This is a genomic window from Cytobacillus sp. FSL W8-0315 (genome assembly GCF_038002905.1).
Lineage (GTDB): Bacteria > Bacillota > Bacilli > Bacillales > Cytobacillaceae > Cytobacillus > Cytobacillus pseudoceanisediminis.
The window spans coordinates 146,914-173,441 of record NZ_JBBOOC010000004.1; the positions used below are offsets into that span (position 1 = coordinate 146,914).

The 26,528-nt window shown below is 41.9% G+C and carries 26 protein-coding genes, 1 pseudogene and 1 riboswitch; of the genes and pseudogenes, 4 read left to right on the top strand and 23 right to left on the bottom strand.

Going from position 1 to position 26,528, the window contains the following annotated elements:
* Window positions 1–73 precede the first annotated feature (73 nt).
* The 5 genes from MKY20_RS28250 to MKY20_RS28270 form a co-directional block, all read right to left on the bottom strand.
* The gene (locus MKY20_RS28250) at window positions 74–751 is read right to left on the bottom strand and encodes a GNAT family N-acetyltransferase (protein WP_341004458.1); all 678 of its coding nucleotides are present in this window, start codon (window positions 749–751) and stop codon (window positions 74–76) included.
* A gap of 331 nt (window positions 752–1,082) precedes the next feature.
* On the bottom strand, window positions 1,083–2,039 hold the full coding sequence (locus MKY20_RS28255; protein ID WP_019379481.1) for an ATP-grasp domain-containing protein: 957 nt from the start codon (window positions 2,037–2,039) through the stop codon (window positions 1,083–1,085).
* 15 nt (window positions 2,040–2,054) lie between these two features.
* Entirely contained in the window at window positions 2,055–3,104 is a 1,050-nt protein-coding gene (locus MKY20_RS28260) for an LLM class flavin-dependent oxidoreductase (protein ID WP_217027598.1), read from the bottom strand.
* A 110-nt stretch (window positions 3,105–3,214) separates the two neighbouring features.
* A riboswitch (SAM riboswitch) is annotated at window positions 3,215–3,318 on the bottom strand.
* Between the two features lie 107 nt (window positions 3,319–3,425).
* Window positions 3,426–4,409, bottom strand: coding sequence for an ABC transporter permease (locus MKY20_RS28265; protein WP_026041534.1), 984 nt, complete (start codon window positions 4,407–4,409; stop codon window positions 3,426–3,428).
* A gap of 7 nt (window positions 4,410–4,416) precedes the next feature.
* The gene (locus MKY20_RS28270) at window positions 4,417–5,343 is read right to left on the bottom strand and encodes an ABC transporter ATP-binding protein (RefSeq protein WP_341004459.1); all 927 of its coding nucleotides are present in this window, start codon (window positions 5,341–5,343) and stop codon (window positions 4,417–4,419) included.
* A 107-nt stretch (window positions 5,344–5,450) separates the two neighbouring features.
* Here MKY20_RS28270 and MKY20_RS28275 point away from each other — a divergent pair, with 107 nt between their 5' ends.
* Window positions 5,451–6,221: an SGNH/GDSL hydrolase family protein gene (locus MKY20_RS28275; RefSeq protein WP_251263936.1), complete on the top strand. Its 771-nt coding sequence runs from the start codon at window positions 5,451–5,453 to the stop codon at window positions 6,219–6,221.
* A gap of 111 nt (window positions 6,222–6,332) precedes the next feature.
* Here the strand turns inward: MKY20_RS28275 and MKY20_RS28280 are convergent, their stop codons facing one another.
* The 12 genes and pseudogenes from MKY20_RS28280 to MKY20_RS28335 all read right to left on the bottom strand — a co-directional run bounded on the left by MKY20_RS28280 (window position 6,333) and on the right by MKY20_RS28335 (window position 16,582).
* Entirely contained in the window at window positions 6,333–7,082 is a 750-nt protein-coding gene (locus tag MKY20_RS28280) for an ABC transporter permease (RefSeq protein WP_217027590.1), read from the bottom strand.
* Complete coding sequence (locus MKY20_RS28285) at window positions 7,083–7,844, bottom strand: ABC transporter ATP-binding protein (protein WP_251174083.1); 762 nt, start codon at window positions 7,842–7,844, stop codon at window positions 7,083–7,085. It abuts the gene before it with no gap.
* A gap of 172 nt (window positions 7,845–8,016) precedes the next feature.
* Window positions 8,017–8,358: a DUF1048 domain-containing protein gene (locus MKY20_RS28290; RefSeq protein ID WP_009335229.1), complete on the bottom strand. Its 342-nt coding sequence runs from the start codon at window positions 8,356–8,358 to the stop codon at window positions 8,017–8,019.
* Between the two features lie 72 nt (window positions 8,359–8,430).
* The gene (locus tag MKY20_RS28295; RefSeq protein ID WP_019379484.1) at window positions 8,431–8,751 is read right to left on the bottom strand and encodes a PadR family transcriptional regulator; all 321 of its coding nucleotides are present in this window, start codon (window positions 8,749–8,751) and stop codon (window positions 8,431–8,433) included.
* A gap of 265 nt (window positions 8,752–9,016) precedes the next feature.
* Window positions 9,017–9,359 (bottom strand): annotated as a pseudogene (locus MKY20_RS28300) (VOC family protein).
* A gap of 99 nt (window positions 9,360–9,458) precedes the next feature.
* Window positions 9,459–10,106 (bottom strand): type A chloramphenicol O-acetyltransferase, encoded by a 648-nt coding sequence (catA, locus tag MKY20_RS28305; RefSeq protein ID WP_341004460.1) that lies wholly within the window; start codon window positions 10,104–10,106, stop codon window positions 9,459–9,461.
* Window positions 10,107–10,584: 478 nt separating this feature from the next.
* Window positions 10,585–11,202 carry an alpha/beta hydrolase gene (locus tag MKY20_RS28310; protein ID WP_341004461.1) on the bottom strand — a complete coding sequence of 206 codons (618 nt, stop codon included), beginning with the start codon at window positions 11,200–11,202 and terminating at the stop codon, window positions 10,585–10,587.
* Between the two features lie 173 nt (window positions 11,203–11,375).
* Window positions 11,376–12,452: a copper resistance D family protein gene (locus MKY20_RS28315; protein WP_251263940.1), complete on the bottom strand. Its 1,077-nt coding sequence runs from the start codon at window positions 12,450–12,452 to the stop codon at window positions 11,376–11,378.
* Window position 12,453: 1 nt separating this feature from the next.
* A complete protein-coding gene (locus tag MKY20_RS28320) occupies window positions 12,454–12,999 on the bottom strand; it encodes a copper resistance CopC family protein (RefSeq protein WP_251263941.1) in 546 nt (181 codons plus the stop codon).
* 522 nt (window positions 13,000–13,521) lie between these two features.
* Window positions 13,522–15,657, bottom strand: a complete 2,136-nt coding sequence (locus tag MKY20_RS28325) for a heavy metal translocating P-type ATPase (RefSeq protein WP_341004462.1) — start codon at window positions 15,655–15,657, stop codon at window positions 13,522–13,524.
* Complete coding sequence (locus tag MKY20_RS28330; protein ID WP_019379488.1) at window positions 15,650–16,018, bottom strand: ArsR/SmtB family transcription factor; 369 nt, start codon at window positions 16,016–16,018, stop codon at window positions 15,650–15,652. Before MKY20_RS28330 ends, MKY20_RS28325 begins: the two co-directional genes overlap by 8 nt.
* 183 nt (window positions 16,019–16,201) lie before the next feature.
* Window positions 16,202–16,582, bottom strand: a complete 381-nt coding sequence (locus MKY20_RS28335) for a FixH family protein (protein ID WP_251174087.1) — start codon at window positions 16,580–16,582, stop codon at window positions 16,202–16,204.
* 201 nt (window positions 16,583–16,783) lie between these two features.
* Here MKY20_RS28335 and MKY20_RS28340 point away from each other — a divergent pair, with 201 nt between their 5' ends.
* Together MKY20_RS28340 and trmL are read left to right on the top strand one after the other, a co-directional pair.
* Window positions 16,784–17,281 (top strand): PCYCGC motif-containing (lipo)protein, encoded by a 498-nt coding sequence (locus tag MKY20_RS28340; RefSeq protein ID WP_341004463.1) that lies wholly within the window; start codon window positions 16,784–16,786, stop codon window positions 17,279–17,281.
* 143 nt (window positions 17,282–17,424) lie between these two features.
* Window positions 17,425–17,895: a tRNA (uridine(34)/cytosine(34)/5-carboxymethylaminomethyluridine(34)-2'-O)-methyltransferase TrmL gene (gene trmL / locus MKY20_RS28345; protein ID WP_009335240.1), complete on the top strand. Its 471-nt coding sequence runs from the start codon at window positions 17,425–17,427 to the stop codon at window positions 17,893–17,895.
* Window positions 17,896–18,283: 388 nt separating this feature from the next.
* Here the strand turns inward: trmL and MKY20_RS28350 are convergent, their stop codons facing one another.
* The 4 genes from MKY20_RS28350 to MKY20_RS28365 all read right to left on the bottom strand — a co-directional run bounded on the left by MKY20_RS28350 (window position 18,284) and on the right by MKY20_RS28365 (window position 20,332).
* Window positions 18,284–18,571 (bottom strand): hypothetical protein, encoded by a 288-nt coding sequence (locus MKY20_RS28350; RefSeq protein ID WP_341004464.1) that lies wholly within the window; start codon window positions 18,569–18,571, stop codon window positions 18,284–18,286.
* A 159-nt stretch (window positions 18,572–18,730) separates the two neighbouring features.
* Complete coding sequence (locus tag MKY20_RS28355) at window positions 18,731–19,354, bottom strand: FMN-binding negative transcriptional regulator (RefSeq protein ID WP_192908192.1); 624 nt, start codon at window positions 19,352–19,354, stop codon at window positions 18,731–18,733.
* Window positions 19,355–19,375: 21 nt separating this feature from the next.
* Window positions 19,376–19,894 carry a GNAT family N-acetyltransferase gene (locus MKY20_RS28360; protein WP_341004465.1) on the bottom strand — a complete coding sequence of 173 codons (519 nt, stop codon included), beginning with the start codon at window positions 19,892–19,894 and terminating at the stop codon, window positions 19,376–19,378.
* 12 nt (window positions 19,895–19,906) lie between these two features.
* Window positions 19,907–20,332, bottom strand: a complete 426-nt coding sequence (locus tag MKY20_RS28365) for a MarR family winged helix-turn-helix transcriptional regulator (protein ID WP_009335245.1) — start codon at window positions 20,330–20,332, stop codon at window positions 19,907–19,909.
* Window positions 20,333–20,611: 279 nt separating this feature from the next.
* On the opposite strand from MKY20_RS28365, the gene MKY20_RS28370 reads away from it, so the two are divergent.
* Window positions 20,612–22,387: a dihydroorotate dehydrogenase gene (locus tag MKY20_RS28370; protein WP_341004466.1), complete on the top strand. Its 1,776-nt coding sequence runs from the start codon at window positions 20,612–20,614 to the stop codon at window positions 22,385–22,387.
* Window positions 22,388–22,448: 61 nt separating this feature from the next.
* Here the strand turns inward: MKY20_RS28370 and MKY20_RS28375 are convergent, their stop codons facing one another.
* Entirely contained in the window at window positions 22,449–23,969 is a 1,521-nt protein-coding gene (locus MKY20_RS28375; protein ID WP_251156631.1) for a DHA2 family efflux MFS transporter permease subunit, read from the bottom strand.
* A 62-nt stretch (window positions 23,970–24,031) separates the two neighbouring features.
* On the bottom strand, window positions 24,032–26,368 hold the full coding sequence (gene helD / locus MKY20_RS28380) for an RNA polymerase recycling motor HelD (RefSeq protein WP_341004467.1): 2,337 nt from the start codon (window positions 26,366–26,368) through the stop codon (window positions 24,032–24,034).
* Window positions 26,369–26,528 lie beyond the last annotated feature (160 nt).

The window sequence follows — 26,528 nt, forward strand, 5'->3', positions numbered from 1 at the left end:
GTGACTTTAACAAAAGCAGCACTAATCCCTCCTGGATTAATGCCCTATTAGATGCAAAAGCAGTCATGTGTAATCAGCTTATATGAATGTCTGTTCCATAGTGAGCTAATTGCAGCTTCCTTGCCACAGATTGAGAAGCTAAGTTGTGCTTAGAAGTGCTATATAGAGCAATGCGTCCTTGTATCTGAACTTCTGCAGCCCAGGCCTTTGCAACATCTGCACCGTATGCTCTTCCACGGTAGTCTTCATTTGTAAACAAACTTGCTTCGTCGGCTTTTGAAGTCTTCCTTGCACTACAGCAAATTGAAACTGGTATATTGTCTTCAATTATTACAAAACAGGGTTGCTTGTATTCAAAATCTTCATAGGTATATGGAAACTGAGACTTTAAAATTTCTTTGTTTTCATGAGTTATTTTAATTGCTCTTGAATAAGTCCTGTCCCTTACATCAGGAAATACATACGCGGGCCCAGTCCATACATTGCTTAAAAGATGGTCAATGCTTAATGCCTTTATTATTTTCCCTGGATGAGCACCAGGGTTAGCTCCTATAACTTGGTCTAACTTCTCTATAGTACTCTTATCCAGTGAGTTTGAATACCTTACTATACTACCCATTCTAGTGGCACCAATGAAAATTCGTGGCGCTGCACCGTAAGGGGGTTCATTCACAGCTATCAGTCGATTTTCACTATCATGTCTAAATAACACATTCACATGAAGCTCCATCAATTCTAAATCAGAGATCATACTATTCCTCCGCAATCTTCATTTCTGTCTAATATTCAAGATTACACTGTCATCTCCTGCAGCGTTTTCATTTATAGTCCAATCCTATGTATGGATAATTCCTTTATCTCTTAACAACCATATCTATATTTTTAAAGCTAAATCAATAAAATCCCCCCCTATTTTTCCAATTTATAACCTGCCCAGTTTGTAAAAAAAGCTGCCTGGTTTAGGCAGCTCTCTTAAGCACTAAAGAAGCAATCCCTCTCATCGCAAGATGATTGGGATTGCTTCTTTATAAAACATGCTGCAGTAAAAGACAATAGGACCTGCTATAGCAGGTCCTCACAAATTAAGCCGTTGCAGTTGCAGCGTATTTTTCTTCCAATGTCTTCTTTAATAATGAAGCTAACTCAAGCATTCCATATTTTCCGGCTTTCGCTTCTGCTTCAGAGTTATAGTTTGTGTTTGTATTAATATCATAAGTAAAAATGTCACCTTCAGCATTTCTGATAAATTCAATGCCAGCGACTTGAATATGATTCCTGGCCAGAACGTCTTTATATTTTTCTAAAATTTCGTCCTCAAAACATTCAATAATCTTGAACTTTGGCCTCTCTTCTGCTTCTTCTCCAACAGGGCAGAATAAGTCGCCAATCTGGCATGCGTCCGCAGGGCATAGTTCAAATCCTTCCGATGTATCAACCCTGACGGCATAAACAAAGTTGCCTCCGACAAATTCACAGCGGGTGATATAGCTTTCAGGAGATTGAATATATTCCTGAATAAGGGTAATGCCATCAACAGGCTCTTCGAAGGAAGGTCCCTCCACATAAGCTTTTAGAGCTTCAATACTATGGAATAATTGAACACCCAGGCCTTTGCCGGCACGGTTATGCTTCGTGATAAACGGCTGTCCGGCAAATGCTTCGGCCGCCTTAATAATATGTTGTTTTCCAACCGCTGCAATCGTTTTGGGAGTCCTGACACCAGATTTGTTTAATTCCAAGTACTGCAAAACCTTACTAACTTCAAGCTCCAGAGCGCTCGTTCCATTCAACACTGTACGGCCATGTGCTTCAAGCCAGGCCAATACTTGTCCCGAAAATTCAGCTGCAAAGCGATGATCACGGGTATGAGAAGAAGCACTCATCCGGCTATAGAAGATTCCTTCTGGAGGTTCTGCCGATAAATCTACCGTTCCTTCGTCTAAATGCCATTCTTCATAAGGAACACCCAGTTCCTCCAGCCTTTTTGTCAAATGGACTGTCCACTCACTATTTTCATGAATTACATATACCTTGCTCATTATTATGGCCCCTTTCTAGCTCTTTATTAAACTGCGTTTTTGTTCCACTAATGGCATAACCGTCTTTGCAAAGCGTTCCATTTCCTCCAGCTGAGGTGAAAATTGCAATAATAATAAGTCTAGGCCAGCTTCTTCATATTGTAAAATCCGATCAGCAATTTGCTCTGGTGTTCCTACTAAGTTTGGCCGCAGACCTCTGTTAGAGACAGAGTAATCCTGTAGCTGAATCTGCTGCTCTAATTGTGACTTTGTAGTGAAATCCTTAAAACCGGCGTAACCGCTGGAATCCTTCACAGCCGTGATTTTTTCAAGCTCAGCAAGAGCTTCTTCTTCTGTATCACGGCAAATAACATAAGCAGCCATTCCGAAAGAACTGAATGGCGCATTGCCCGTTTGTTCACGCCGTGCCTTCATTTCTCCTATTTTCAGATCAATCTCCTCAGCCGTTCCGCCGTGCATAACATAAGCATCACATTTTTCTGCAATGGTCTGCTTGCCTTTTTCGCTTTCACCGCCTGCATAAAGAATCGGGTTAGGTCTTTGAACTGGCTTTGGAGCAAGCTTCGTGTCCCTTAAGTCGTAAAATTGACCGGAATAATGGAAGGTTTCTTCCGTCCATAACCCTTTTAGAACATCAATGAACTCCTCAGTGCGGGCATAACGCTCATCATGTTCTGTAAAAATACCGCCATATTGACGCGCTTCTTCGGCCCACCAGGCAGAAACCACATTTAGAGTAAAACGGCCGTTGCTGATTTGATCAATATTGGCTGCCATTTTTGCTGCTACAGCAGGATTATGAAAACCAGGGCGGATCGCGGTCATAATTTCAATTTTTTCCGTCACGGCTGCAAGTGCGGCTGCCGTGGACCAGGCTTCAAGAGAATCATGGTCCGGTCCTTTAATATCATTTAAATATAATTCAGCTATTAACGTAGTCGAGTATCCCCATTTTTCAGCCGACTGAATGACGTTTTTAGCATATTCAAAGGTTGGCGGCATATTTTCGTCTTCTACATTTCGCAGCCAGCCTCCAAAAATCGGCAACCAGAAACCATATTTCATTTTTCTTCTCTCCTCTTGCATTTTTAAATATCTACTTTTCGCATAACTTAAGTTGGATTTATAAACAATTAAAAAACTCTCCTCCTAAGAAGAGAGTTTTATCAACCCTCTTCTCATCTTTCAAGCGATGCGCTTGCTGGAATTGGCACAGTATTCATCAGAACCTGCTGCCGAGGCTTCAAAGGGCCAGTCCCTCCACCTCTCTGGATAAGAAGAAAATATTCAATTTTTTAATTATTTAAAGCGATAATAATTTAAATTCACTCAATTGTCAATTAATTATTTCTGAACTCTAAATATTGATTTCCCTTAATAAACGTACTAATACATATCCTTCTGAGTAAAATTCCAAAACGCAACAGCAAGACAGGCGGCAGCCCAAATCCCAAGCATGGTTAATGAAAATGGCAGTGACATCCCTTCAATCGGCGGAGCTTGACCTTCTAAGTAGTTAATCAGATCAAAGTTCAAGTTCACTAAATACTTGGAGCTCGTCCAGCTCGAACCGATAGAAGATAACAGGGTGCCTGCGATTAACACGGCCATCATCGCCCCAATTCCAGTCGCTGTATTTTTCACCAGAACCGATATCATGAGGCTTATGGTTCCAACAACCGCTGTTACCACCCAGGCAAGCCCAACTGACATCAGCAGGTATTCCCACATCGACAGGGTATGGATGTATTCCGTTGAAAACTCACCAGATGCAGAAGCTTGAAATCCGGTCAAAATAGGTGCAGTCCAGCCATCATAACCGAGTACGATTCCTGAAACCCCATAACAGACAATCACGGTTGCCGCCATCAGCATGGAGGTATAAAGCAAAACCGTCAGCCATTTAGCCATTAGGATTCTCCATCGTTTAACCGGCCGGGACAGCAATGTTTTGATGGTGCCATCATTATATTCCCCGCTCACAATATCAGCCATTATAATAATAATGAATAAAGGCAGGACAAGCGTGATTCCCTGTGAGAAAAAGATGCGGATAAACGTAGGGGCTCCAGGATAGTTTGGATTAATATCGTTGTCCAGATAATACTGCTTTTGCTTCAGATCAAATTCAAGGAACTGTCTGAACTCGTCCTGGATTCCGCTCGATGCCAGCCGATTTTGCCGATCGACAATCTCCTGCTGAAGCTCCACTCTCCAGTCCAGAGTGCCCTGTTTTTCGATTTTCTCCTGTATCTCCCGGTATTGTGCGTATGTAAACATAGAGACTAGAATGACTAAAATGACGGTGACAACCGCCATGCGTTTTTTGGAAGCAATCTTCATCACTTCATTATGAATCAGGCCAATCATATTTGGATTAGACAATATGATCGCCTCCTGTCAAACTAATAAATAGATCCTCCAATGTCTGCACTTTCCTTTCGATCGTCCATACATCAATACCCGCCTTCATTAAAGCTTCATTCAGGAGCGAGGTTTTGCTGTCATCCATAAGAGTGTGTATAGTATGGTCATCATATAGTTCTGCAGCCTGGACATATGGGGATTCTTTAAGAATAGCAAATGCACGAAAAGAATCACTGACTCTCCAATCCACACCAGATGACAGTGCACCAACTAAATCGCTGACGCTGCCGACCTTCACGATCTTCCCATGGCTCATAATAGCCACACGGTCCGTCAGCAACTCGATTTCACTTAAAATATGACTGGATACGAGCACCGAAAGGCCCGTATCATCGACCAGCTTCCTGATAAATGTCCGCAGATCTTTGATTCCCATCGGGTCCAGTCCATTTGTAGGTTCATCCAGTATAAGCACATCCGGACGGCCTAACAATGCTTGTGCAATACCAAGGCGCTGACGCATTCCCAATGAATAGGTCCGAACCTGATCATCAATTCTTACAGTCAGATCAACCAAATCAATGACCTCTTGGATCCGTTCTTCATCCACATCAGGCAGCATCCGTGCAAAGATTTGCAGGTTTTCGCGGCCGCTCAAATACTTATATAACTCTGGATTTTCGACGATAGAACCAAGCCGCTGCATCGCTTGAACAAATTGCTTTCTCACATCAAATCCGCAGATGTGAATCTTCCCGGACGTTGGCTTAATGAGCCCAACGAGCATCCGGATCGTGGTGGTTTTACCGGCACCATTAGGACCCAGGAACCCAAATACTTCTCCTGGATAAATGTCAAATGATATATTATCAATAATTGTTTTCTTTCCAATGATTTTCGTTACATTTTCCAATTGAACTATCGGCTTTAAGCTCATAGCATCACCCTTGTTCTATTCTAACTAAATTTTCGAATAATGACTCTTTTAAATACTCAATTTGAGAAAAATTTAGATACAATTACATTAAAAGGAGAAGTCAAACGATGAAAAAATGGATGTGGCAGTTATTTTTAACATTGTCCCTTGCGCTGACAGTTCTTTTTGGGTATGGCCTAGTCAGTGCCTACATGGATGTTACCAGTCCGCCTCGAGCAGAGATATTAGCTAAAACAGAAGAAGTTCCTGTCACACCTGGTGATACATATGTTGCACTTGGCGATTCATTGACCAGAGGTGTCGGCTCATCAAATGGGGAAGGTTTTGTCCAGCCGGTTGGAAATGAACTTAAAGAAAATAATACTATAGAGCGTTTCCAAAACCTGGGTGTGAGAGGTGCCAGAATTGAAGATTTGCTGGCCCAGTTAGAACAAAAAGAAGTCAAGAGATCTCTTAAAGATGCCAAAATCATTACCATTACAATAGGGGGAAATAACCTTTTTAATAGCGGGGAGATCCTCGAAAAATATTCAGAAGAAACCGCCCTTGGCATCCTGGAGACCGAAATTCCGAATTTGGAAAAGACGTTTAAAAACATTCGTGAAAGTAATCCCAATGCAGTCATACTCTATATGGGGCTATATAATCCATTCAAGCAATCGCCCAACGGGGATTCATTTGATTCCATCATCCAAAAATGGAATGAGTCTGCCCGTACACTAGGCTTGAAATACAAAGTTCAAGTAGTGGATACTTTCAATCTGGTCACAGACGCCAAACGCCATCTTTCCAGTGATGTCTTTCATCCGAATGATGCTACTTATCAGCAAATAGCTGAAAGCATGTCACTTGTCATTGAAAAAAGTATCATACAATAAGAAAAAGGTGAATCCACGGCAGATTCACCTTTTTCATAATTTGTATGCTTCATTAACCTTTAGCCAAAAGGTCCTATAGGGCTATGAATCCGTTATCCTATAATGGTGTGCTTACCCTAACTGGCGTTTGAATTCTTTAACAGCGAAGAAGTAAGAGATGAGCATGATGCCGACGCACCAGGCAAGCGCGATCCAGATGCCGCTGCCAACAGACCCTTCATACAAGAGGGCACGGATCGCATCCACGATTGAAGTCACGGGCTGGTTTTCAGCGAACGCACGGACTATTTTAGGCATGGTGTCGGTGGGAACAAAGGCCGAACTGATAAACGGCAGGAAAATCAGCGGGTATGAGTAGGCTGTCGCCCCTTCCATAGACCCCGCTTTCAATCCGGGAATGACCGCCAGCCATGTCAGCGCCAGTGTAAACATCCCGAGTATTCCAGCTACCGCAAGCCACTCCAGGACATCAGCGCTGGAACGAAAACCCATCAAGAGAGCAACGAGGATAACCACCACGATAGTAAGCGCATTGGAAACAAGCGAGGTCAGCACGTGAGCCCACAATACCGACGAGCGCTTGATGGGCATCGTAATGAAACGCGACATCAGCCCGCTCTTTACATCCGTAAACAGCCGGACGGAAGTGTAAGCAACGCCGGACGCGATAGCCATCAGCAGAATTCCCGGCAATAAATAATTGACGTAGTTGTCCGTTCCTGTCTCTATGGCGCCGCCAAATACGTAGACAAACAGCAGCATCATCATAATCGGCGTAATCGCCACCGTGATAATCGTATCCGGACTGCGCATAATGTTGCGCATTAAACGACCTAGTAATACCCCTGTTTTGCTTTTCATTTACATTTCCTCCTTTTTGCCGATGATTGCGAGGAAAATTTCCTCCAATGTCGGCTGCTTCTCGATATACTCCACCTTCGCTGGCGGGAACATCTCCTTGAGTTCGGTTAGAGTACCGGTCGTGATGATTTTTCCGCCATGCAGAATGGCGATTCGGTCCGCCAATTGTTCGGCTTCCTCCAGATACTGGGTCGTCAGCAGGATGGTCGTGCCGCCGCCGGCAAGCTCCTTGACGGTATCCCAGACTTCAATCCGCGCTTCCGGGTCAAGCCCTGTCGTTGGTTCGTCGAGAAAAATGACTGCCGGCGTCCCGATCAGGCTCATGGCAATGTCAAGCCGGCGCTTCATCCCGCCGGAATAATTGTCAGCCCGGCGGTTGGCCGCCTCGGCCAGGCTGAATCTTGCAAGCAGATTGTCAGCGACTTCTGCGGGATTGGAAACTCCCCTCAGCCTGGCGATCATCATCAGGTTTTCCCGCCCGGTGAGCATGCCGTCTAAGCTTGAGAACTGCCCTGTCAGACTGATGCACTGGCGAACATGATCCGGTTGCCGCTGGACGTCAAAGCCGCAAATACCTGCTTCTCCGCCATCAGACTTCATCAGCGTCGAGAGGATGTTGACGGTCGTCGTCTTGCCCGCTCCATTTGAACCCAGCAGGGCGAAAATTTCGCCGCGCCTCACCTCAAAATCCACCCCCTTTAAGACTTCCTTATCTTTAAAGGATTTTTTTAACCCTTTTACAGAAATCGCTGCACTGCTCATACTTTTTTCCTCCTTATAATTAGCGCCTTGCGGAGCTGGATTGCCTACAAACCCCTACTTAGTCTAACAGATATTCTGTATAACTTAGTACCGAGGTAAAAATGAAACTGAATAGTGCAGGTGACAAATCACATTTGTAAAACACCTATTCAGTCGGTATTATATATAGAATTTATTTTTTCCCCAATCGCTTCATGATACTCTCATTCAAATCCTCACGATACTTGGCAACATAGGTTTTAGCATTTGCCACTAGTTCGTCGGCAAAGGATGCCACGTCATCTCCGGTGATTTCCAGCACTTGTCTGCCTTCCGCCGCACCGGCTTCGAACAAATCGATTAATTCATACTGCATGTGCAGCATATCCATCCCGTTGCCCGCTGAGAAATTCCACATATAGTTTTGAATTTTCTTAAATACAAACTGGTAATCCTCTGGAAGGGCTTCAACCCTCGCCATCATCATCTTGTATTCTTTTTTATCACCAATCATTTTTTTAAACATATCAAACATGTTATTTTTCCTCCTTTTTTTATAAAGCTGAACAAGACACTCCAAAAATATCCGACAGAATATCTTATGAAACTAGGTTGACTTCAAGACGTTGATTTTTGAAGATACAAAATCCCATTTTTCCCAAAATAATTCAAGTTCCTGGCGGCCAGCATCATTTAGTGAGTAAAATTTGCGGGGCGGTCCCATATCTGAAGGTTTCTTTTCCACGTTCACCAGCTTTTTCTTTTCTAATCGCACGAGGATGGTGTACACCGTCCCTTCCACTACTTCGGTAAAACCAAGCTGGTTCAGCCGGCGGGTAATCTCGTAGCCATAGGTTTCATGTCGGCTGATGATTTCCAGCACACAGCCTTCAAGCGATCCCTTCAGCATTTCAGTTAAATTTTCCATATTCAGAGCCTCCTCTATTGTGTCTGACTTATATTCAGTGATACTTAGTACCAGGGAAAATTTTTTTACTGAACAGCACTTGTAAAACTCCGCTATTCAGTATTGCTTATTACAGGTATATCGTAACACCGAGTAGCAAAGAGTGTCAACTATTTTCATAAGAATAATTTAATTTGGTCAACTGCCCCACAAGCATAATAAAAAAACCTGCCTGATTAGTAGCTTATGAGCAACGATAGCTCAGTAACAAATATATGACAACTAGCTATTTCTCCCAAAGCTCGACCAGTCGGCCATCAGGGTCTTCGATCCAAATAAACTTTCCAAACCCACTAACCTCTTTTTCCTTAGCAAGAGGGACACCAATTTGTTCAAGATACTTAATAGTTTCGTTTAAATCACCTACTTGAAAATTTAACATCACTTGTTGCTCTGCTGGAAAATAACTGTCATTCCCGGCAAAGAAAGAAAAGATAGTCACATTGCCTAATGGGGGTTTAATCAAGGTCCCATTCCAATTTTCTATTTCAATCTTCAGCACTTCACTGTACCATTTTTTCACAGCATCAAGATTCTTAGTTCTCCATTCCGCCGAAACCTTTTATCATCGCAACTAACTCCTGTCTTTTTTATTTACAAACTTTAGTATTTCTATAAAAAAGGAACTGCTGCACACAGTTCCTTCGATATACTCCACCAATGACCAGTTAAATCCAATCTGCACTTTCGTCGGCAAGCCTTTGTAAATCATTCATAAAAACACCAGCATGATAGCCATCACAAACAGCATGGTGCATTTGTAAAGAGACAGGCAGGAAAAATTCATCATTTACTTGTGAATACTTCCCTCCAGTTATTATGGGTAAGAGAAAATCCCCGCCATTATTTATATTTAAATTAAATGCGGTAAAAGAACTCCAAGGAATCATAGAGATCGGAATAGTATTATCTGGTATAGGTATTTTTGGAAATAATCTCCCCGTACCATTGTATTTTTCTGCATCATTTTCATATTGAGAATGAAACTCAGAAAAAATAGATAAGTTTGGTGACCAGATGCCAGAAAATGTGTGTGTCTTTTTATCAAAAATGGTATAGAGAGGGTATATCTCTGTCCAATAACCTAAATTACCTTCTGAGTTGAAATTTATTCTAAATTCTCTGTGGGCGTTAACGATTTTTGTCACCATAAAAATAAACGCAGGATATAACTTATAATTCTTTTTCTTTAAGTTCTTCATAAGTATCGTAATATTTATTTCATTCGTCAGACTGAATGTTGTCTGCTGCTGTATATAGTGTTCAAAATATTCCTTTCGATCCCAATTGTCACGATTAATACTGTTAAATTTCATACTCAACGCCTCCTAATATAATCAAATTTATCTTAGGAGGCTATATTCACTGCTTTTTTCATGACAGTCATCCTTTTTTATTAAATATTTCTTTATATTAGGCTCTTTTCGTATAAATTGTTGTTTTTCACCTACCAATGTTGTCCGTTGATTTCCGCTCCAGGCTGCTCGCTTTCCGCGGGGCGGGCGGTGAGCCTCCTCGACGCTCCGCGTCTGCGGGGTCTCATCTGTCCCGCTACTCCCGCAGGACATTGAATATGCTTCCTCGAGCAAACACCGCACGAAGAAAATGCAAATGTATTTTCGAGGATCTCGCACCTTCCGCTGCAATCAACTCAGCAAATAATATACAAAAAGCAACAAACCTTGCGAAAACAGCCTTATATTATCAAGTATCCCTAACTAGTTTCAACCAGCTTTCTCCACTAACAAGCTCCTCAGTTCAAAAAGCAGTACTAAAGATTAGCCTATTCAGATATTAAAACTCATTAATATTTGATATGACACCTTTTAATATTTCAATTGATTTTATAGGTTCTTCATCAAGCTCTAGACTGTGATTTCCACCCTCAACCACTTTTAATATAAGATTTTGGTTCTTTTTCAATTTTTCAAAGCGCTCCTCAATGAAACAACTATCCCGATCTCCAATTATACAAAGTCCCTTATGATCACTATTACCCATTGCGTTAAATACGTCTTCTCTTTGCAGCAATGGCGTCAGCCATACGGCTTTTGCATCTTTCAACATAGTATTATTTAGCAGATAACTCAAAGCTATTGTTCCGATTGATTTAGCCACTATATAATAATTACTGTATTTCTTGTTCTTGATGGCGCTATCGATTGCATGTTGTACATCTCTCGAGAAATCCTCTTCACTTAGAACAGACATCTCTTCCCTGCTAAGTGTATAGTTAATGTGTAATACATCAAAACCCTTTGTGTAAAATAACCCTGTGGCAAAGTGCAGCAGCGGAGCTTTTGTTGTGTAGCCAGCCCCAGGCAAGACAATAACTAAACTGTTTGTTTCTCTCTTTTGTTCTATCAATCTAAAAGGAATACTTTTTGAACCAGCAATACTGCGATTAGTCACCGTTTACTCACTTCCTAAGTTTTTATTGGTATCTATTCTTGACTATTACCAAATATTCCTCCTTCATATGAACTGCACCGATAGCAGAAGAAAAGCTGCCATAATGACAGCTCCGAACTTTAATTCATTGTTTGTTCCAGGGGTTTTGGCCACTTATCTTTTGACACCGCATATCATATAGATAGAGAAATCATCAAACCAAAATAAAGGGCAAAAACAAAACTCATTCCGAAAAGAATTGCAATATAAGGTTTTACTTTCTTAAAGCTGATCACAATTAAAGCTAAGAAAAGCAGAGAGTTAGCCAATAGAAATAATGATAAAAAATTTGGTGTTAAATGAACATTATTTACAGAAGGAATGTCAGTTCCCAAAAGCCATTCCACCCAAATCGAAGCACCTTCCGACTGGACCGTAAATTCAACTTCGTGGGGTGGCGATAAAGTTCCCAATACACTTGTAAAACAAAAAACAAGGAAAATAATAATACTCTCCCCCTTAATCCATGGCCGAGGGTCAAAAGAGGAAACTCTTAATGATTTTCTGGTTAGCACTCCATTTAAAAATGCGAATACCAATAAAGGAATAATGCTTAGATGTTTTAACAGAAGCATTTGCCCATATGGGAGGACCCATGAATTCACATAATCCTTTGGTTCAACCACATAGAACATTAGAGCAAAGCCGCTTATAAGCAAGATCATTAAATTTATCATGGCAAATGGGGTAAACCACCGCAGGAACAATGGCCACTTTTTTTCATCACTTGAAAACCAGGCGACGTGGATTAGAATCCCTGTCCAAAGTGTCACCATAAGAAAATGGATGGAGTGTGCAATAAACCCGTTCCAAAAGGACAATGAGGCAACATGACTGGAGTACCCAATGGCAAAAACCATCAGCAGCAGCCAAAGCGCCTGCAGATATTTTGAACCATTTAATAACAATGTCATCCATAGGAATACCGACATAAACCCAATGAAGATCCAGGCTCTACCTACTTGAAAATCTGTCAGAACTGAATACGCTGCGAGTGTAAGACCTACGTCATCGCTAAAATAAGAAATCGTCTGTGCGACCGGTCCAAATGTAAAAATATAAATGCCTAACGTTGATAAAAGCAGCGTCTTTTTAGAGATATTTGTTTTGGGCTTTTTCTTTTCAGATATAAACTGAAGTACTGTGTTTCCGATTAAAATCGAAAATAAAAGATATGTTACGACTTCGGCTAACGGTACGGCTACACTCATTTTAACGCTTCCTTCTGAACAGAAGGAACAATCCCAACACTAATATAGCCAATGTTAAAATTGGAATAAAGATATTCATAATCCTATTTGGAGAGGATTCTTTTTCGCTCTCTGCCCTTTTCTCTGTTTCTTCTGTCTGCATCTTTTCTTCATCAGAAATTTGAGATTCTTCCATTTCTGATTCTTGACTTGTATTTTCTTCAGATTTTACAGTAAAGGGGATTTCCCCTGTAATCTGGTGCCCGTCTTCCCCGACTATCTTCCAGTGAATAACATAGGATCCGTTTTCAAGTGGTGCTTCTAATGTTCCGCTCATTTGCTTGCCATTTGGTTCAACATCGGAAAAAGGGATTTCTTGTCCTTCCATGACTAGAGTCATTGTACTCAAAGATTCAATTTCACCAGCAAAGGTAAGAGTAATTTCATTTAGATCTTCCGTTACTATTTGTCCTGGTTTTGGAGTTGAAGATTCCAGCCCAGTGTGAGCAGTTGCCATTGATGGCAATATGATGAAAAAACATAGGAATGACATAAGTATCTTATTCATAGTAAAATTCCCTTCTCATTTACTTAATTCCCAACAGAAGTATACCATTATTATTTTGACTTTAATCATCACTGAGAGGCTGCAGGTTCTTAACCATTTCATGAACTAAATATCAGCAACCTCCCCACCCCCTTGGAGCAGCGCCGAACCCCTTCTATATTGCCAAGGGAGCCCTAAAAAGTATAACCCTTGACTATCAGTAACTCCTCTTTTATGTATTGGCATCTCTTTCTCCTTAAAGATTGCGGGAAGCTTTATCCTGCTATCACCCGATTTAAAGCCAGTGGACCAAATCAGATTTCTTACTTTCACTGTGCTTTGGTCCTTAAAGAAGGGGCTATGATCATTGGCAGATAAAGCCTTCGATTTCTGCTTTATTCCTCCGTCTTTGAGCAAATTTTTCTCCTTTTAGGATAATAGCCTGCAGAAAGGCTTGCTTGGCCTGTGCCAGTAACCAAAACGTCGTATCCCAAGTATCCCCCTAGCAAAAGAGCTTCCCATGAAAAATGGGAAGCTCTTATCTTATTTGTCTTTAATTCTGAGTAATCTCAAGCCGTTTAATGTGACAATAAGAGTCGCACCCATATCTGCAAAAATCGCAATCCAAAGCGTTAGCCAGCCTGGAATGACCAGAAGTAATGCGACAAGCTTTATCCCTAATGAAAACGTAATATTTTGCTTAATAATGCTAAGGGCTTTTCTGCTTAACTTTACGGTAAATGGCAGTTTGCCAAGATCATCTGCCATCAGGGCAATATCCGCTGTTTCAAGAGCCGTATCTGTTCCAGCTCCCCCCATGGCTATTCCAACAGCAGAAGCAGCCAATGCAGGGGCATCATTTACACCGTCGCCAACCATCGCCACACGGTCATATTTCTTTCTAAGATCTTTAATATACCTTAATTTATCCTGTGGCAATAATTCGGCTTTAATATCTGATACGCCGACTTGTTCACCAATCGCGTTTGCAGTTCCTTCGTTATCGCCAGTAAGCATAATGGTTTTTTGAATCCCCATAGAATGGAGATTTCCAATAACATTTTTGCTGTTTTCTCTTAACACATCCGCTACGGCAATCAGACCCAATACTTCCTTTGAGGTACCTGCTGCCATGACCGTTTTTCCCTGCTTTTGAAGGCGGGCAATGGTTGCTTTTAATTCAGAAGGAATGCCGTTTGATAATAATTCCTCAAACAAATTCGGGCTTCCAACATAATACATCTGATTTTGAAAGATTCCTTTAATACCTTTTCCCGTAATGGAAGAAAATTCTTCAATACTGATGTCCTGGTATGCAGCATTTTCATCTTCCGCTTTTTTCATGATAGCTGAAGCCAGTGGATGCTGTGATCCTTTTTCCAATGCGGCAGCAATGGACAAAAGCTCATTAGAATTTGCATGGGATTGCGGAAGGTAATCTGTTACCATGGGAATCCCTTTTGTTAGTGTTCCCGTTTTGTCAAAGGCAATGGCTTTGATTGCGCCCATCTCTTCTAAATGAATACCGCCTTTAATCAGTACGCCATTTTTTGCCGCATTCCCAATCGCAGTCACAATTGCAACAGGGGTCGAGATCACGAGCGCACAAGGACAGCCAACCACAAGTGCAGCTAATCCCTGGTAAATCCATGTATCCCAATCAGCTCCAAAAAACAGCGGAGGAACAACGGCCACACCTAAGGCAATAAGCATGATAAGCGGCGTATAGTATTTAGCAAATTTGTCGACAAAGGCTTGTGAAGGTGCTCGCTCAGCCTGAGCCTCTTCCACTAAGTGGATGATCTTCGCAATTGTCGTATCATCTACATGCTTTGTTACTTTAACCTCAAGCAGTCCCTCTTCATTCAAGGTTCCTGCAAAGACTTCATCTTCAGCCGTTTTGGCAACAGGGACCGACTCACCCGTAATAGCCGCTTGGTTGACGGATGACACCCCTTTTACTACGATGCCATCCATCGCGATCTTTTGCCCGGGCTTGACAATCATAATGTCGCCAAGCTGAATATCATCCACCTCAACCATCATTTCTTGATTTCCTCTTCGGATTAAGGCTTCCTTTGGAGCAATATCCATTAAAGAGCGAATGGATTGACGCGCTTTATCCATGGAATATGTTTCAAGTGCTTCACTGATGGCAAAGAGGATGACGACAGTCGCTCCTTCGCCCCATTCCCCTATAAAGGCGGCACCAATGACAGCAATAGTCATCAGTGTTTTCATATCAAACTGAAGGCGGATTAGATTTTTTAACCCTGTTGTGAACAAGCGGTATCCGCCAATAACCATCGATGCGCCATACGCTAAAACGGAGAAAATGCTCCCTTCCCCATTCAGTTCCCCCGCAGCCCATCCAATAACGAGGAGGACAAAGGAAGCGATGACAGTCGCATGCTTTTTCAGAAAAGGTTCTTCCTTCTCTTCAAACCGCTCCTTCTCAGGGATAATTTTTATATTCTCAAAAGCTCCGGCCTTTTCCAGTTCTTCAATGGTTGCATCTCCATAAACGGTCAGCTTTGAAGCACCAAAATTTACACTTGCATCAGAAACACCATCCAGGTGTTTTACGTTCTTTTCGAACTTTGTGGCGCAGCCTGCTCAGGTGAATCCCTGCACACGATAGACCGTTTTTTCATCTGACTTCGCTAAAGCCTCACTCATAGTGCGCCACCTCCTTTTGATGTGTAAAGGCAATTTGAATCAGCTGTTTGACATGATCATCATCCAGTGAATAAAAGACCAATTTGCCCTCCTTACGATACTTCGCCAATCCCATATTCCGAAGAAGCCGTAAATGGTGAGAAGCCGTAGCCGTTGTGCACCCCACAATATTGGCTACATCACAGACGCACAGTTCTTCTTCCTCACATAGGGAAAAGGCAATCTTAACCCTAGTTTCATCAGATAATGCTTTAAATATTTGGGCAACAGCAGAGGTATTGTGGTGTGAGGCAGATTCTTTAACACGTCTTACTTTTTCTTCATCTACGCAGGTTACTTCACAAACATCTTCGTGCTTCAAGGAAGCCACCTCCTTAATCAAACGATTATTTGATTATTAGTATATGCATCTATTATCAAACAGTCAAACATTCATTTGATTATTAGGAAGATATTTTTATGTCATAAGAAAATGAGTATCCAACAGCACAAATGGTTCATCCAAATTGAAGGATGAACCATTAACTGAAAATTATTATTTGCTTTATTCTACCTTAAATTCTTTTGTTGGCATATTATGCATACCTCTTGCCGTTACATGTGCTGTTACTGAATAGGTTCCCGCCTCTTGAAACGTTGTTGTAATAGAATAAACACCTCTGCCCTGATGCTCCCCAATCATTTCTTCTGATGTATCTTGACCTGCTTTTTTCACTTCAAACTTAACCCCATTGGCATCTTCAACCTTTTCCTCCCCCTGTGTGACGGCGGCCTGGATGACTGCCTCTTGATTTACCTGTATCACTTCTGGAATGTTAACCGAAACCTCCAATAAATCAGGAACTTTTTCAGCAGCGTCATTCTCCTTTGAACACCCTGCCAGCAAAAATAAAACACAGGCAAAAAGAAAAATGGCTTTCCTCATATATAGCACGTCTCCTTTGTTTACATGTTCAAAAAATTGTATGTACCTTTTCATTATAGCGATGGCTGGTGTTTTATTTGTGACTATTCTATGAATTCATTGTGCCCTTGGTAATTATTATTAGGCATAGAATCATTGAATCAGTAATTAGAATTAGGTATTCTTACATTAAAATAGCAATTTGATAGAAAGGAAGGTTTAATGAAGAATTTCATTTTCCCTATACTAACAGCCATTGCGCTAGTTTCTGGCTGTTCGCCGGCAGAAGATCAGGCATCAGAGGATAGCCATTCACATAGCGGCCATCAAGAACAGGCTGCTCCTGTCTTAACGTATGAAATCGGCAGCAATGACTGGTCAGCCGTCACCACATACAGCGACAGCCCTAAAGTTTTAGAAGCATATCAGTTCGCTGTCGCACATCCAGAGGTATTGGATTACATGCCATGTTATTGCGGCTGTTATGAAGAAGATGGTCACACCAGCAATACGAATTGCTTCGTTGATAACGTAAAAGGGACCACGGTAACACTTGATACCATGGGCTTTGGCTGAGGGGTTTGTGTGGACATAGCCCGTGAGGCTAAATCAGAGTTTGAAAAAGGCACAAGCTTAAAAGATATTCGTCATATGATTGATAAAAAATACGAAAGCATGGGGACAGAATCTACTCCAACACCTATGCCTGAAGAAGTATAAAACACGCTAATCATCAGCGTGTTTTTTAATCGTCAGCAGATCCTATTATTTAACTAACGTCCCTGTCCCGTTAGCATATTACTAATACGCCCAATCAATATGCTATAATTTGGAGGGTAAATTGAAGATAGAGGTGACAATCCTTGGCCATACATGTCGTACTATATCAGCCGGATATTCCGGCCAATACCGGAAATATTGCTCTAACTTGTGCTGCAACGGATACATCCTTGCATTTAATTCGGCCGCTTGGCTTTTCAACAGATGAAGAAATGATCAAACGGGCAGGCTTTGATTTCTGGAACTCTGTGAACATAACGTATTATGATTCAATGGATGACTTTTTTTCAAAAAACCAAGGCGAGTTCTACTATATTGAAACCTTTGGTGAACAGGCACATTCATCCTTTGATTTCAGCGATGCTTCAAAGGAGCATTATTTCATGTTTGGAAAAGAAACAACGGGCTTGCCAAAAGACTTACTGGAAGAAAATAAGGATCACTTTTTAAGAATACCCATGAATGATAATGTCCGTTCACTCAACCTTTCAAGCACAGCTGCTATATTGGTGTATGAGGCTCTGCGCCAGCAGGGATTTCCCCATCTGAAATAAAACATCTTCCTCGCTGGAAGATGTTTTGTTTGTTTTCATTCCAATTAGCACTTTAGTAGGTCACGCTTATTATGTTCTGCTTAAATGGAATGCTGTTTTTCTTTCTTGTTCCTCGCAATAATAACAGCTAATAAATTTATCCCAACCCCAATTAAATTCATAATAAAGTTACCTATCTTACCAAAGTTATCGATGGTTAAACCAATTAAAAAACTCCCAAAAAGAATTAGTAAAATAACAGTAAATAACCTCAAATCCCTTCCTATCCCCCTATTAAACTCATTAACTTATATTGTCCAAATATCCCGCTATCTCCATAAGAAAAAGCTGCCGAATGACAGTCCAGAATCCAGCTATCGAATTGATTAACTGAGCACCTTCAGGTCAGTCACTTTTCCGGTTTCAGAATAGTTCTTTGCAGGGGAACGCCTCCCATCGAAACATTGCGTTCTATGAAAATATAGGTCTGGCCATCAATAATAAATTTTCGATTCCCCATATAACTGACCTCTCGCCCTTGTTTGATAAGTTCACTCTGAATCGCTTCAACATACTCTTTAAAGTCCACGTACCTCTCATCCAAATCAATGGTGATATAATTTTTTCTATAGCCCATAAGCCAATTAAAACCAATCAAGCATAAACCGAGTATGGCCAAAAATAAAATGACTTTCATATTCGATGCTTCACTCCCTTTTTAATAACTACTGTATGAGAATGATATTAATTCGTTTCATGAAAAATAAGATCAACGTCCTCGCCTCTATACTAACATAATATTCCAGATGCTAAAAAACAGAGGGACATCCTGGTTCCTCTGTTTTTTCCTATAAACTTACAATCTCTTTTTTACCTTACCCTCCATCAGTTGGGCCATTTGCTTAGAATTAAGATCATTCTCTTCATGGAGTTTATGAATTATATTGTGATAGTCTCTTTCATTGCGGTTCTGGCTTAGTTTATCGGCAGCTTGAATTTCCTCTACCCTAATCTTGAATCCAACAATTCCTTTTAGCTGCTGTTCTAAAAGCTCCGGAGAAAGCTTATCCCATAAAACTGGATTCTTGCGATGCTTTTCATATTTTTGAAGCAGCATGGCCAGATCCTGCTTTAATTCCTCTTCACTCAGAATATTGGCTCGACCATATACATGGACAGCCTGATAGTTCCAAGTCGGGACATTTTCTTCCTCATACCAGGAGGAAGAAATGTAAGCATGTGGTCCCTGGAACATCACCAGAACATCTTCAGAGGCTTCGAATGTTCTCCATTGCGGGTTTCCATAAGCCATATGCCCTGTTAAATAGCACGTATCTCCTTCTTTTATTAACTGCAATGGCAGATGAGTGGCTATGGGTCTTCCATGTTTGGTCGTGACCATCGTGCCAAACGAATTACTTTGAACAAACTCCCATATTTCATCCGCATTTGTGACTTTATAATATTTAGGAATATACATGATCATCCGCCCTTCAAAATATTATTTGAGAATCTTGGCCATTATAAAATCCGTTTGTTCTTCATCACCCATATAAAAGGAATGGGCTCCCGTTTGGACAAATCCCATTTTCTTATAAAAGGCAATTGCCTTTTCATTTTTTTCCCATACACCCAGCCAAATTTTCTTTTTATTTTGTTTCATCGCAACTTCCAGGGCTTTATTGAACAGATATTTACCAAGCCCCTGTTTCTGAAATGGGCTTCTGATATATATCCTCTCAATTTCGAGTGCTTCATCGCCCATTTCTTCAGTCTGAGCCTCATCGGTATTCACCTTTAAATACCCGGCAGTCTCGCCATCAATTTCAACAAAGTAGAACTGTGATGAACGTTGAGATAGTTCAGTCTCTAATTGCTTTCGGTTAAACGCCTTTTCCAAATAGGCTTCCATGTTTTCGGGAGAATTCTGTTCCTTAAACGTTTCATTAAAGGTTTCATAACTAATTTCCTGAAGTCTGCTTAAATCTTCAAGTGTACATTTTTTTATATTAATAGTCATTATGCCTCTCCTTTAATAATTTCTCTTGTTCCCCTTTTTCACATATTCCCAGTCTTTCTCTACATTTTTTCTAACCCTTTGAAGCAGCTTGAAAATGGTTTCTGCTTCTTTCTCGGAAAGCCCCTCTAAGCAAATCGCATTGGAATATTCATGTTCTCTCTTTATAAGAGGAAAAACTTTTTTCCCTTTCTCTGTTGGGAAGAGCTTCCTGATTTTCTTGTTCTGTTCATCATCTTTCTTTTCTATAAAGCCATTCATTTCAAGCTTTTTAATCGCACGGGCTGCCGTTGTCCGATCAACTTTTATCATCTCAGCTAACTTTTCCTGAATAATTCCTGGATTTTCACATATTCGCACCAGGTACAGGTACTGCCCTTTTGTAAGGTCAAGCTCTTTAAATTCGATATTGCTTATGGAATCCAGTGCCCTAGCGATCATGCCAATTTCACGGAGAATTTCCAGTGTACTCAGCTCCTCAACATGAATTTTTGTTGTAAATGCAATAATAATACTATATATTCAATCTACCTTAATTTTGTTGCATTTGCAATAAAAATAATATAATTTGTATTCCTTGCTATGAAATTCAATGATCCAATTGTCATTAGTCCTTTATTGACGGTCTGTTTAAATAGAAGGAGCACTCTTTCACCACAATAAACTGCCTATCCATCCAAACTCGTATGCTAAAATAGATAAAAATGGGAGGTGTTTTATTTGCCGGATTGGTCGTATCATCCTATTTTTAAGCCCATACTTCAGAAGCTCCCGCCTTCCTTCAGCCGGGAGTTTATCCATCGCGGAATGAGCATGATTTCATCCAGCCGTATAGGGGAAGGATTAATCGAATTTCTTGGTCATATGGAACCCTCCGGCATGCATGCGAAAAGTCTATTTGGCGTTCATTTTTCCACTCCAGTCGGACTTAGCGGCAGGATTGATCCTCACTTATCAGGGATGAAGGCTTTTCAGAATCTGGGCTTTGGTTTTATTGAAGTTGGGCCTGTTTCCATTCGAGGGTCATCAGGAGAACTATTTATGGACCCGAAACTAGAGAAGATATATAGATTAACTGACGCTTCAATGGAGTTAATGGCAGCTAAGGAACAGCTGCTTTCCCTAAAGAAAAAGAAGATTCCGCTTCTTATAAACGTTGAAGGAACTTATCAGGAAGCTATGCAAATTTGTGAAGAATTGCTTCCTTTTAGCGACGGATTTATTTTGGGCAGCCATATTTTTCAATCAGCGAGTCAATTTAACCAATTTAAATATGAATTAAATAAACCTATCATCCTTTCTATTTCACAGGATGATACACTCAGCCTGGACTATGGCCCGGACGGAATTCTTCTTACAGGCAATGCTTCACCAGAAGAACTCATTCATAAGCTGTCAGCTCTCAGAAAGCTGTACAGCGAAGAATTGCCCATCATTACTTCAGGCTGTGTAAAAGAGCCTTCAGATGCTATTAAACTGCTGGAAAGCGGAACTTCTTTAATCATGTTAGGCGATGAGTACATTTTCACTGGACCTGGATTGCCGAAGAGGATTAACGAGGCTTATACAAGCACATTTACGAAGGAGCCTGTCGAAGTGAAAGGATGGCGCTGGTACTGGCTGTTCGGCTTAGCTATTGCCGTTGCAGGGCTCATTGCCCTGTTTTTCAGCATGACTTCGGTGATCCTTCCCTATGACGAGAGCTTTCTGGGGATCTTTAGGAAAGATATTATTTCCTTTAACCCTGCCATTTTATACTTTATGGCTCATGACAGAATGACGCTGTCAGGAACAATGATTTCAGGCGGAATCATCTATATGCAGCTTGCCAGGCATGGAATAAGAAATGGCCTCCACTGGGCAAGAAAAGCGGTAAATATAGCAGGAGCTATCGGCTTCCTGGGCATTGTCCTGTTTATTGGCTACGGTTATTTCGATTGGCTCCATGGGCTGTTTTGGCTTATATTACTGCCCTTGTTTATATTGGGATATGCAAAATCAAGAACAGCAAGTGCATCTCCCTCCAGTTCAAATCTTTTCAACAGTCCGCAGTGGAAGCTGAGCTTATTCGGCCAGCTTTGCTTTGTGATTCTGGGGGTTTCATTAGCTATTGGCGGGATGATCATTTCCGTCATTGGGGCTTCACATGTATTTGTACCAACGGATCTTACTTATCTTTGCATGACTCCTGAAGCTCTGAACGAGTTTAACGATCGGTTAATTCCTGTGATCGCACATGACCGTGCAGGATTTGGGAGCGCACTTTTAAGTGTAGGCTTGCTCGTCTTGATGCTGGCTTTATGGGGGATCCGCGAGGGGGAAAGATGGGTGTGGTGGACCTTCACCATTGGGGCGATTCCGGCATTCGCCGCCGGGATCTTAACTCATTTTTTTATTAACTATACGGATTTTATCCACCTGCTTCCTGCTTATTTCGCATTAGTTTTATATGTGATTGGCGTTATCGCAACCGCCCCTTTTTTATTAAAAAAATAGTGGGTAAATAAAAAACCGGGCGGTATCAGAACTGGATACCGCCCGGGTTTCGGCCTTTTGATCAATCTTTAACTGCCGCTTCTTCACCTGTTTGATTTTCATAATGGGGTTTCACTCTTTTAATAAAGAAAGCAAGTATGAGTGCAATCACCGCAATCAATGCAGAAATGAAGAAAGTGAAATTAATGCCATGCAGCATCGCTTCATTCATGATTTGCTGCTGCATGTCAGCTGCGGCCTGTGCAGATGGCTGAGCTGCACTGGCACTCATATTGGCCAGTGAGTCAGCAGCCAGTTCCTCTGCTTTTTCTTTCGTGCGGTTGTTCATGACGGTAATCAGCAGCGCGGATCCAATGGCGCCGGATACCTGCTGCAGCGTATTATTCATAGCGGTTCCGTGCGGATTATTTATCGCCGGCAGCTGATTCAATCCATTTGTCATGACAGGCATCATGACCATTGACATCCCGAACATCCGAAAGGTGTACAGCAGAACAAGAGTAGAATAGGCCGTATTCATGCCGATTCTGCTGAAGTAATAAGATGTTACAACGGTAATGGTCAGCCCAATTACCGCCAAAACTCTTGCCCCATACTTATCAAAGAGTTTCCCTGTAATGGGAGACATGACCCCCATGACAATCGCTCCCGGAAGCATCAATAGACCCGACTCCATTGGTGAAATTCCCCGGATGGTCTGTACATAGATGGGCATCAAAATCATCGCTGAAAACATGGCGACGGATATCACGATTGAAATGGCCGATGACAGGGCAAACATCGGATATTTGTAGATGCGAAATTCAAGCATAGGGTCATCCATCCGAAGCTGACGGAGTACAAAGGTAATTAAAGCAAGTGCCCCAATCACAATCGTGCCGTACACGAGGGGGCTATCCCATCCTTTTTCCCCTGCTGAACTAAAGCCATAAAGCAAGCCGCCAAATCCGATGCTTGATAAAACCAGCGAGATGAAATCAAGCTTAATAGCTCTCTGGGGTGTGATATCTTTTAATTTAAAGACTGCCAAAACTACGGTTAACAGGGCAATTGGCAGAACAAGGTCAAATAACATCCTCCAGCTGTAATGTTCAATCAGCCATCCTGATAGAGTCGGCCCAATCGCTGGAGCAGTAATCATGACAAGACCAAACATCCCCATTGCCGCCCCTCTTTTTTCGACCGGAAATGCGGTAAGCATGACATTCATTAATAATGGCATCATAATCGCCGATCCTGAAGCTTGAATCATCCGAGCCCCTAATAACACACCAAATGCAGGCGCAATACTGGCCAGGAATGTTCCCAAAGTAAATAATGCCATGGCTGTAATGAATAATTTCTTATCAGAAAATCGCTGAATGAAGAATGCACTCGCCGGTATTAAAATCCCGTTAATAAGCATATAGCCTGTAGACAGCCATTGTACGGCTGTTGCATTCACACCGAATTCTTCCATGATGGATGGGAGGGCAACGTTCAGTAATGTTTCATTCAATATCGCAACAAAAGCCCCGATAAATAAAATGGCGATCATGCCATATGGCGGTTTGTTTTGACCCGTATTGGTTTCCTGCGGCATATAGAATCAATCCTTCTTTCTATGTTAAATATAGATTTGTTAATCGGATACACCCGACCGAGTCAGACCTGGATGAAACCTTCCCGCAAAACGTCTTGCAAAAACGGGCTCGGTGCCCCTACGCTGTAAAGCTGCAAATCATGCATTGCTCTCGTGCAGGCGGTGTAGAAAGCTCGGCGCAGGCTTTCATCACCATAGACATGCTCTGATGCATCATAAATAATGACGGCATCAAATTCGATGCCCTTGGATAAATACGACGGTACGACAACCACTCCTTGTTCATATTCAGTCGAGTTGCTTTTCAAGAGTTTAATTCCATCGATGCCGGACAAAGCCCCATATGCACGCAAACTTTCTTCAGCCGATTTGCATATGATCGCAATAGTTTTAAACCCTTGGCTTCGTAAATCCGCGACTTTAGAGGCGATGCAGCTGTGCAGCTGTGCGTGATCGGTTATTTGTTTCAGCTCGGGCCGCTTGCCGCTGCGATTAAAAGGGATGATCCTTTCGCCGTTTGGAACGAGTCTTCGCGTAAATTCAATGATCGGCTTTGTGGAGCGGTAGCTTCGAGCTATATTGATCACTTCTGTTTCATCCGGTCCGTACAGGCCAGCAAGCGGTTGAAAATCAGCCATTTCGCTGGCATGGGCAAAGATCGCCTGGTTAAAGTCGCCGAGGACCGTCATTTTGGACGCAGGAAACAGGCGCTTTAGAAACTCAAATTGAAATGGCGAATAATCCTGTGCCTCATCAACGACGATGTGCTTAATCGAGCTGTTCGTCTGAAACCCTTGAATCTGCTCCTTCAGATATAAAAACGGGGTAGCATCTTCATAAAGCAGGTGACCTTCATCCAGCATTTTCAGCGTCGCCTGACAAATATCCGTCCATTCTGCTGGTATCTCCCCTTCTATCCACTGTTTGATCTTTATGGGATCAGTAAAAATCTGTTTGTATATTCCCTTAAAATCGACAAAACGCAACGCCCGGATTCGTTTTCGCAGCGGCTTCAGCTTTTTCCGGACAATCAAGCGGGCTAACGCTTCAGGCTCGATTTCATAATCATGAATCGAATCTTCTTTAAAGCCGCGTTTTTTCGCGAGATAGGCATGTGCCTTATGATATTCCTCATTGCTGAGCAGCTCGATTTCCTCCTGTACCCACGGCTTATTCCGTTCCGCCTTTTCAGCTTCATTAATTTGCTTAATAAGCCATTCCATCAGCTTTTCAAGTCTGTTATGAAAGCGAAGTGAAGTGTCGCTGCTATAAAACCTGTCTGCCATTTGCTGCGCGGAGACAATCGGCTTTCCTCTGAAGACTATGTCCTTAAATAGCATTCCGGATAACTCCAGCGACTTCATGTATGCATGGATCGCTTCAAAAAAGCGGACAGATGCTTTGAATTGAATGCCCGTAACCCTTGCCCTGTAGGAAGAGGTATGGTCTGCAGTTAACACGTATTCCAGCTGCCCGTATGGATTTTCAACTTCAAACTCTTTACTCAGCCGGTGGTCCAAATATTCCTGGAAGGTGACCTGCTGCATATTCTCTTCACCGAGTTCCGGGAGCACATTGGACACATAACTGTTAAACATTGAGTTAGGCGAAAACAAAATAATTTGCTCCGCATTTAAATTATCCCGATCTTTGTACAGCAAATAAGCAATCCGCTGCAGGGCAGCCGATGTCTTGCCGCTCCCAGCCGCACCGTGAACAATGAGCAGCCTTCCGCGATCATGACGGATGATCCGGTTTTGATCCTGTTGAATGGTAGCTACAATATTGTGCATATGTTTGTCAGTACCCTTGCCCAGAACCTCCTGCAGGATCTCATCCCCAATGGTGAGACTTGTATCGAACATGGACTGCAAAACGCCGCCGCGGATAAGATATTGCCACTTCTTCTCCAATGTGCCCTGGATTGTGCCTCCCGGTGTTTCATACTTGGCGGGACCGGGCTGGTAATCATAGTAGACACTGGAGATCGGTGCCCTCCAATCGTAAATAAGGAAATTTTCGCCGCTGGCATCCCTTAGCGAGCTGATCCCAATATAGATTTGATCCTGATCTGATGAACCTTCTTCCATAAAATCAATACGGCCGAAGTAGGGAACCTCCTCCATCCTTCGCAGCGTGGACAAGCGCTTGGATGCATGTCTGTGGGTGCTTTGGCTGACCGAAAGAGCTTGAGCCTCCTGCCTCAACCCGATGATGGTCTCCAGGTAATCATCAAAGGTATCAATATTCACCTTGACTTCATCCCAAAAGTGTTTGCGGATATGAACCACTTCGTTTTTACGCCTGGAGGTTTCCTCTTCCAATCTGCTGACTTCCTCCGCAATTGTCCCCATGACACTGTCCAATCGTACTTGCTCCTGCTGAAGTTTCGAATTCATAGCAAACACTCCTTAAAAAAATTTATAAAAGGGTTGACAAACGAATTGATTGCATTATATAATTAAGATAGGGAAAATATATTTATTTTTTATTACATAATGCACATCTATATAAATTTACCACAGGGTTTCACTTTTTTCAATGGTTTTTACTTAATTC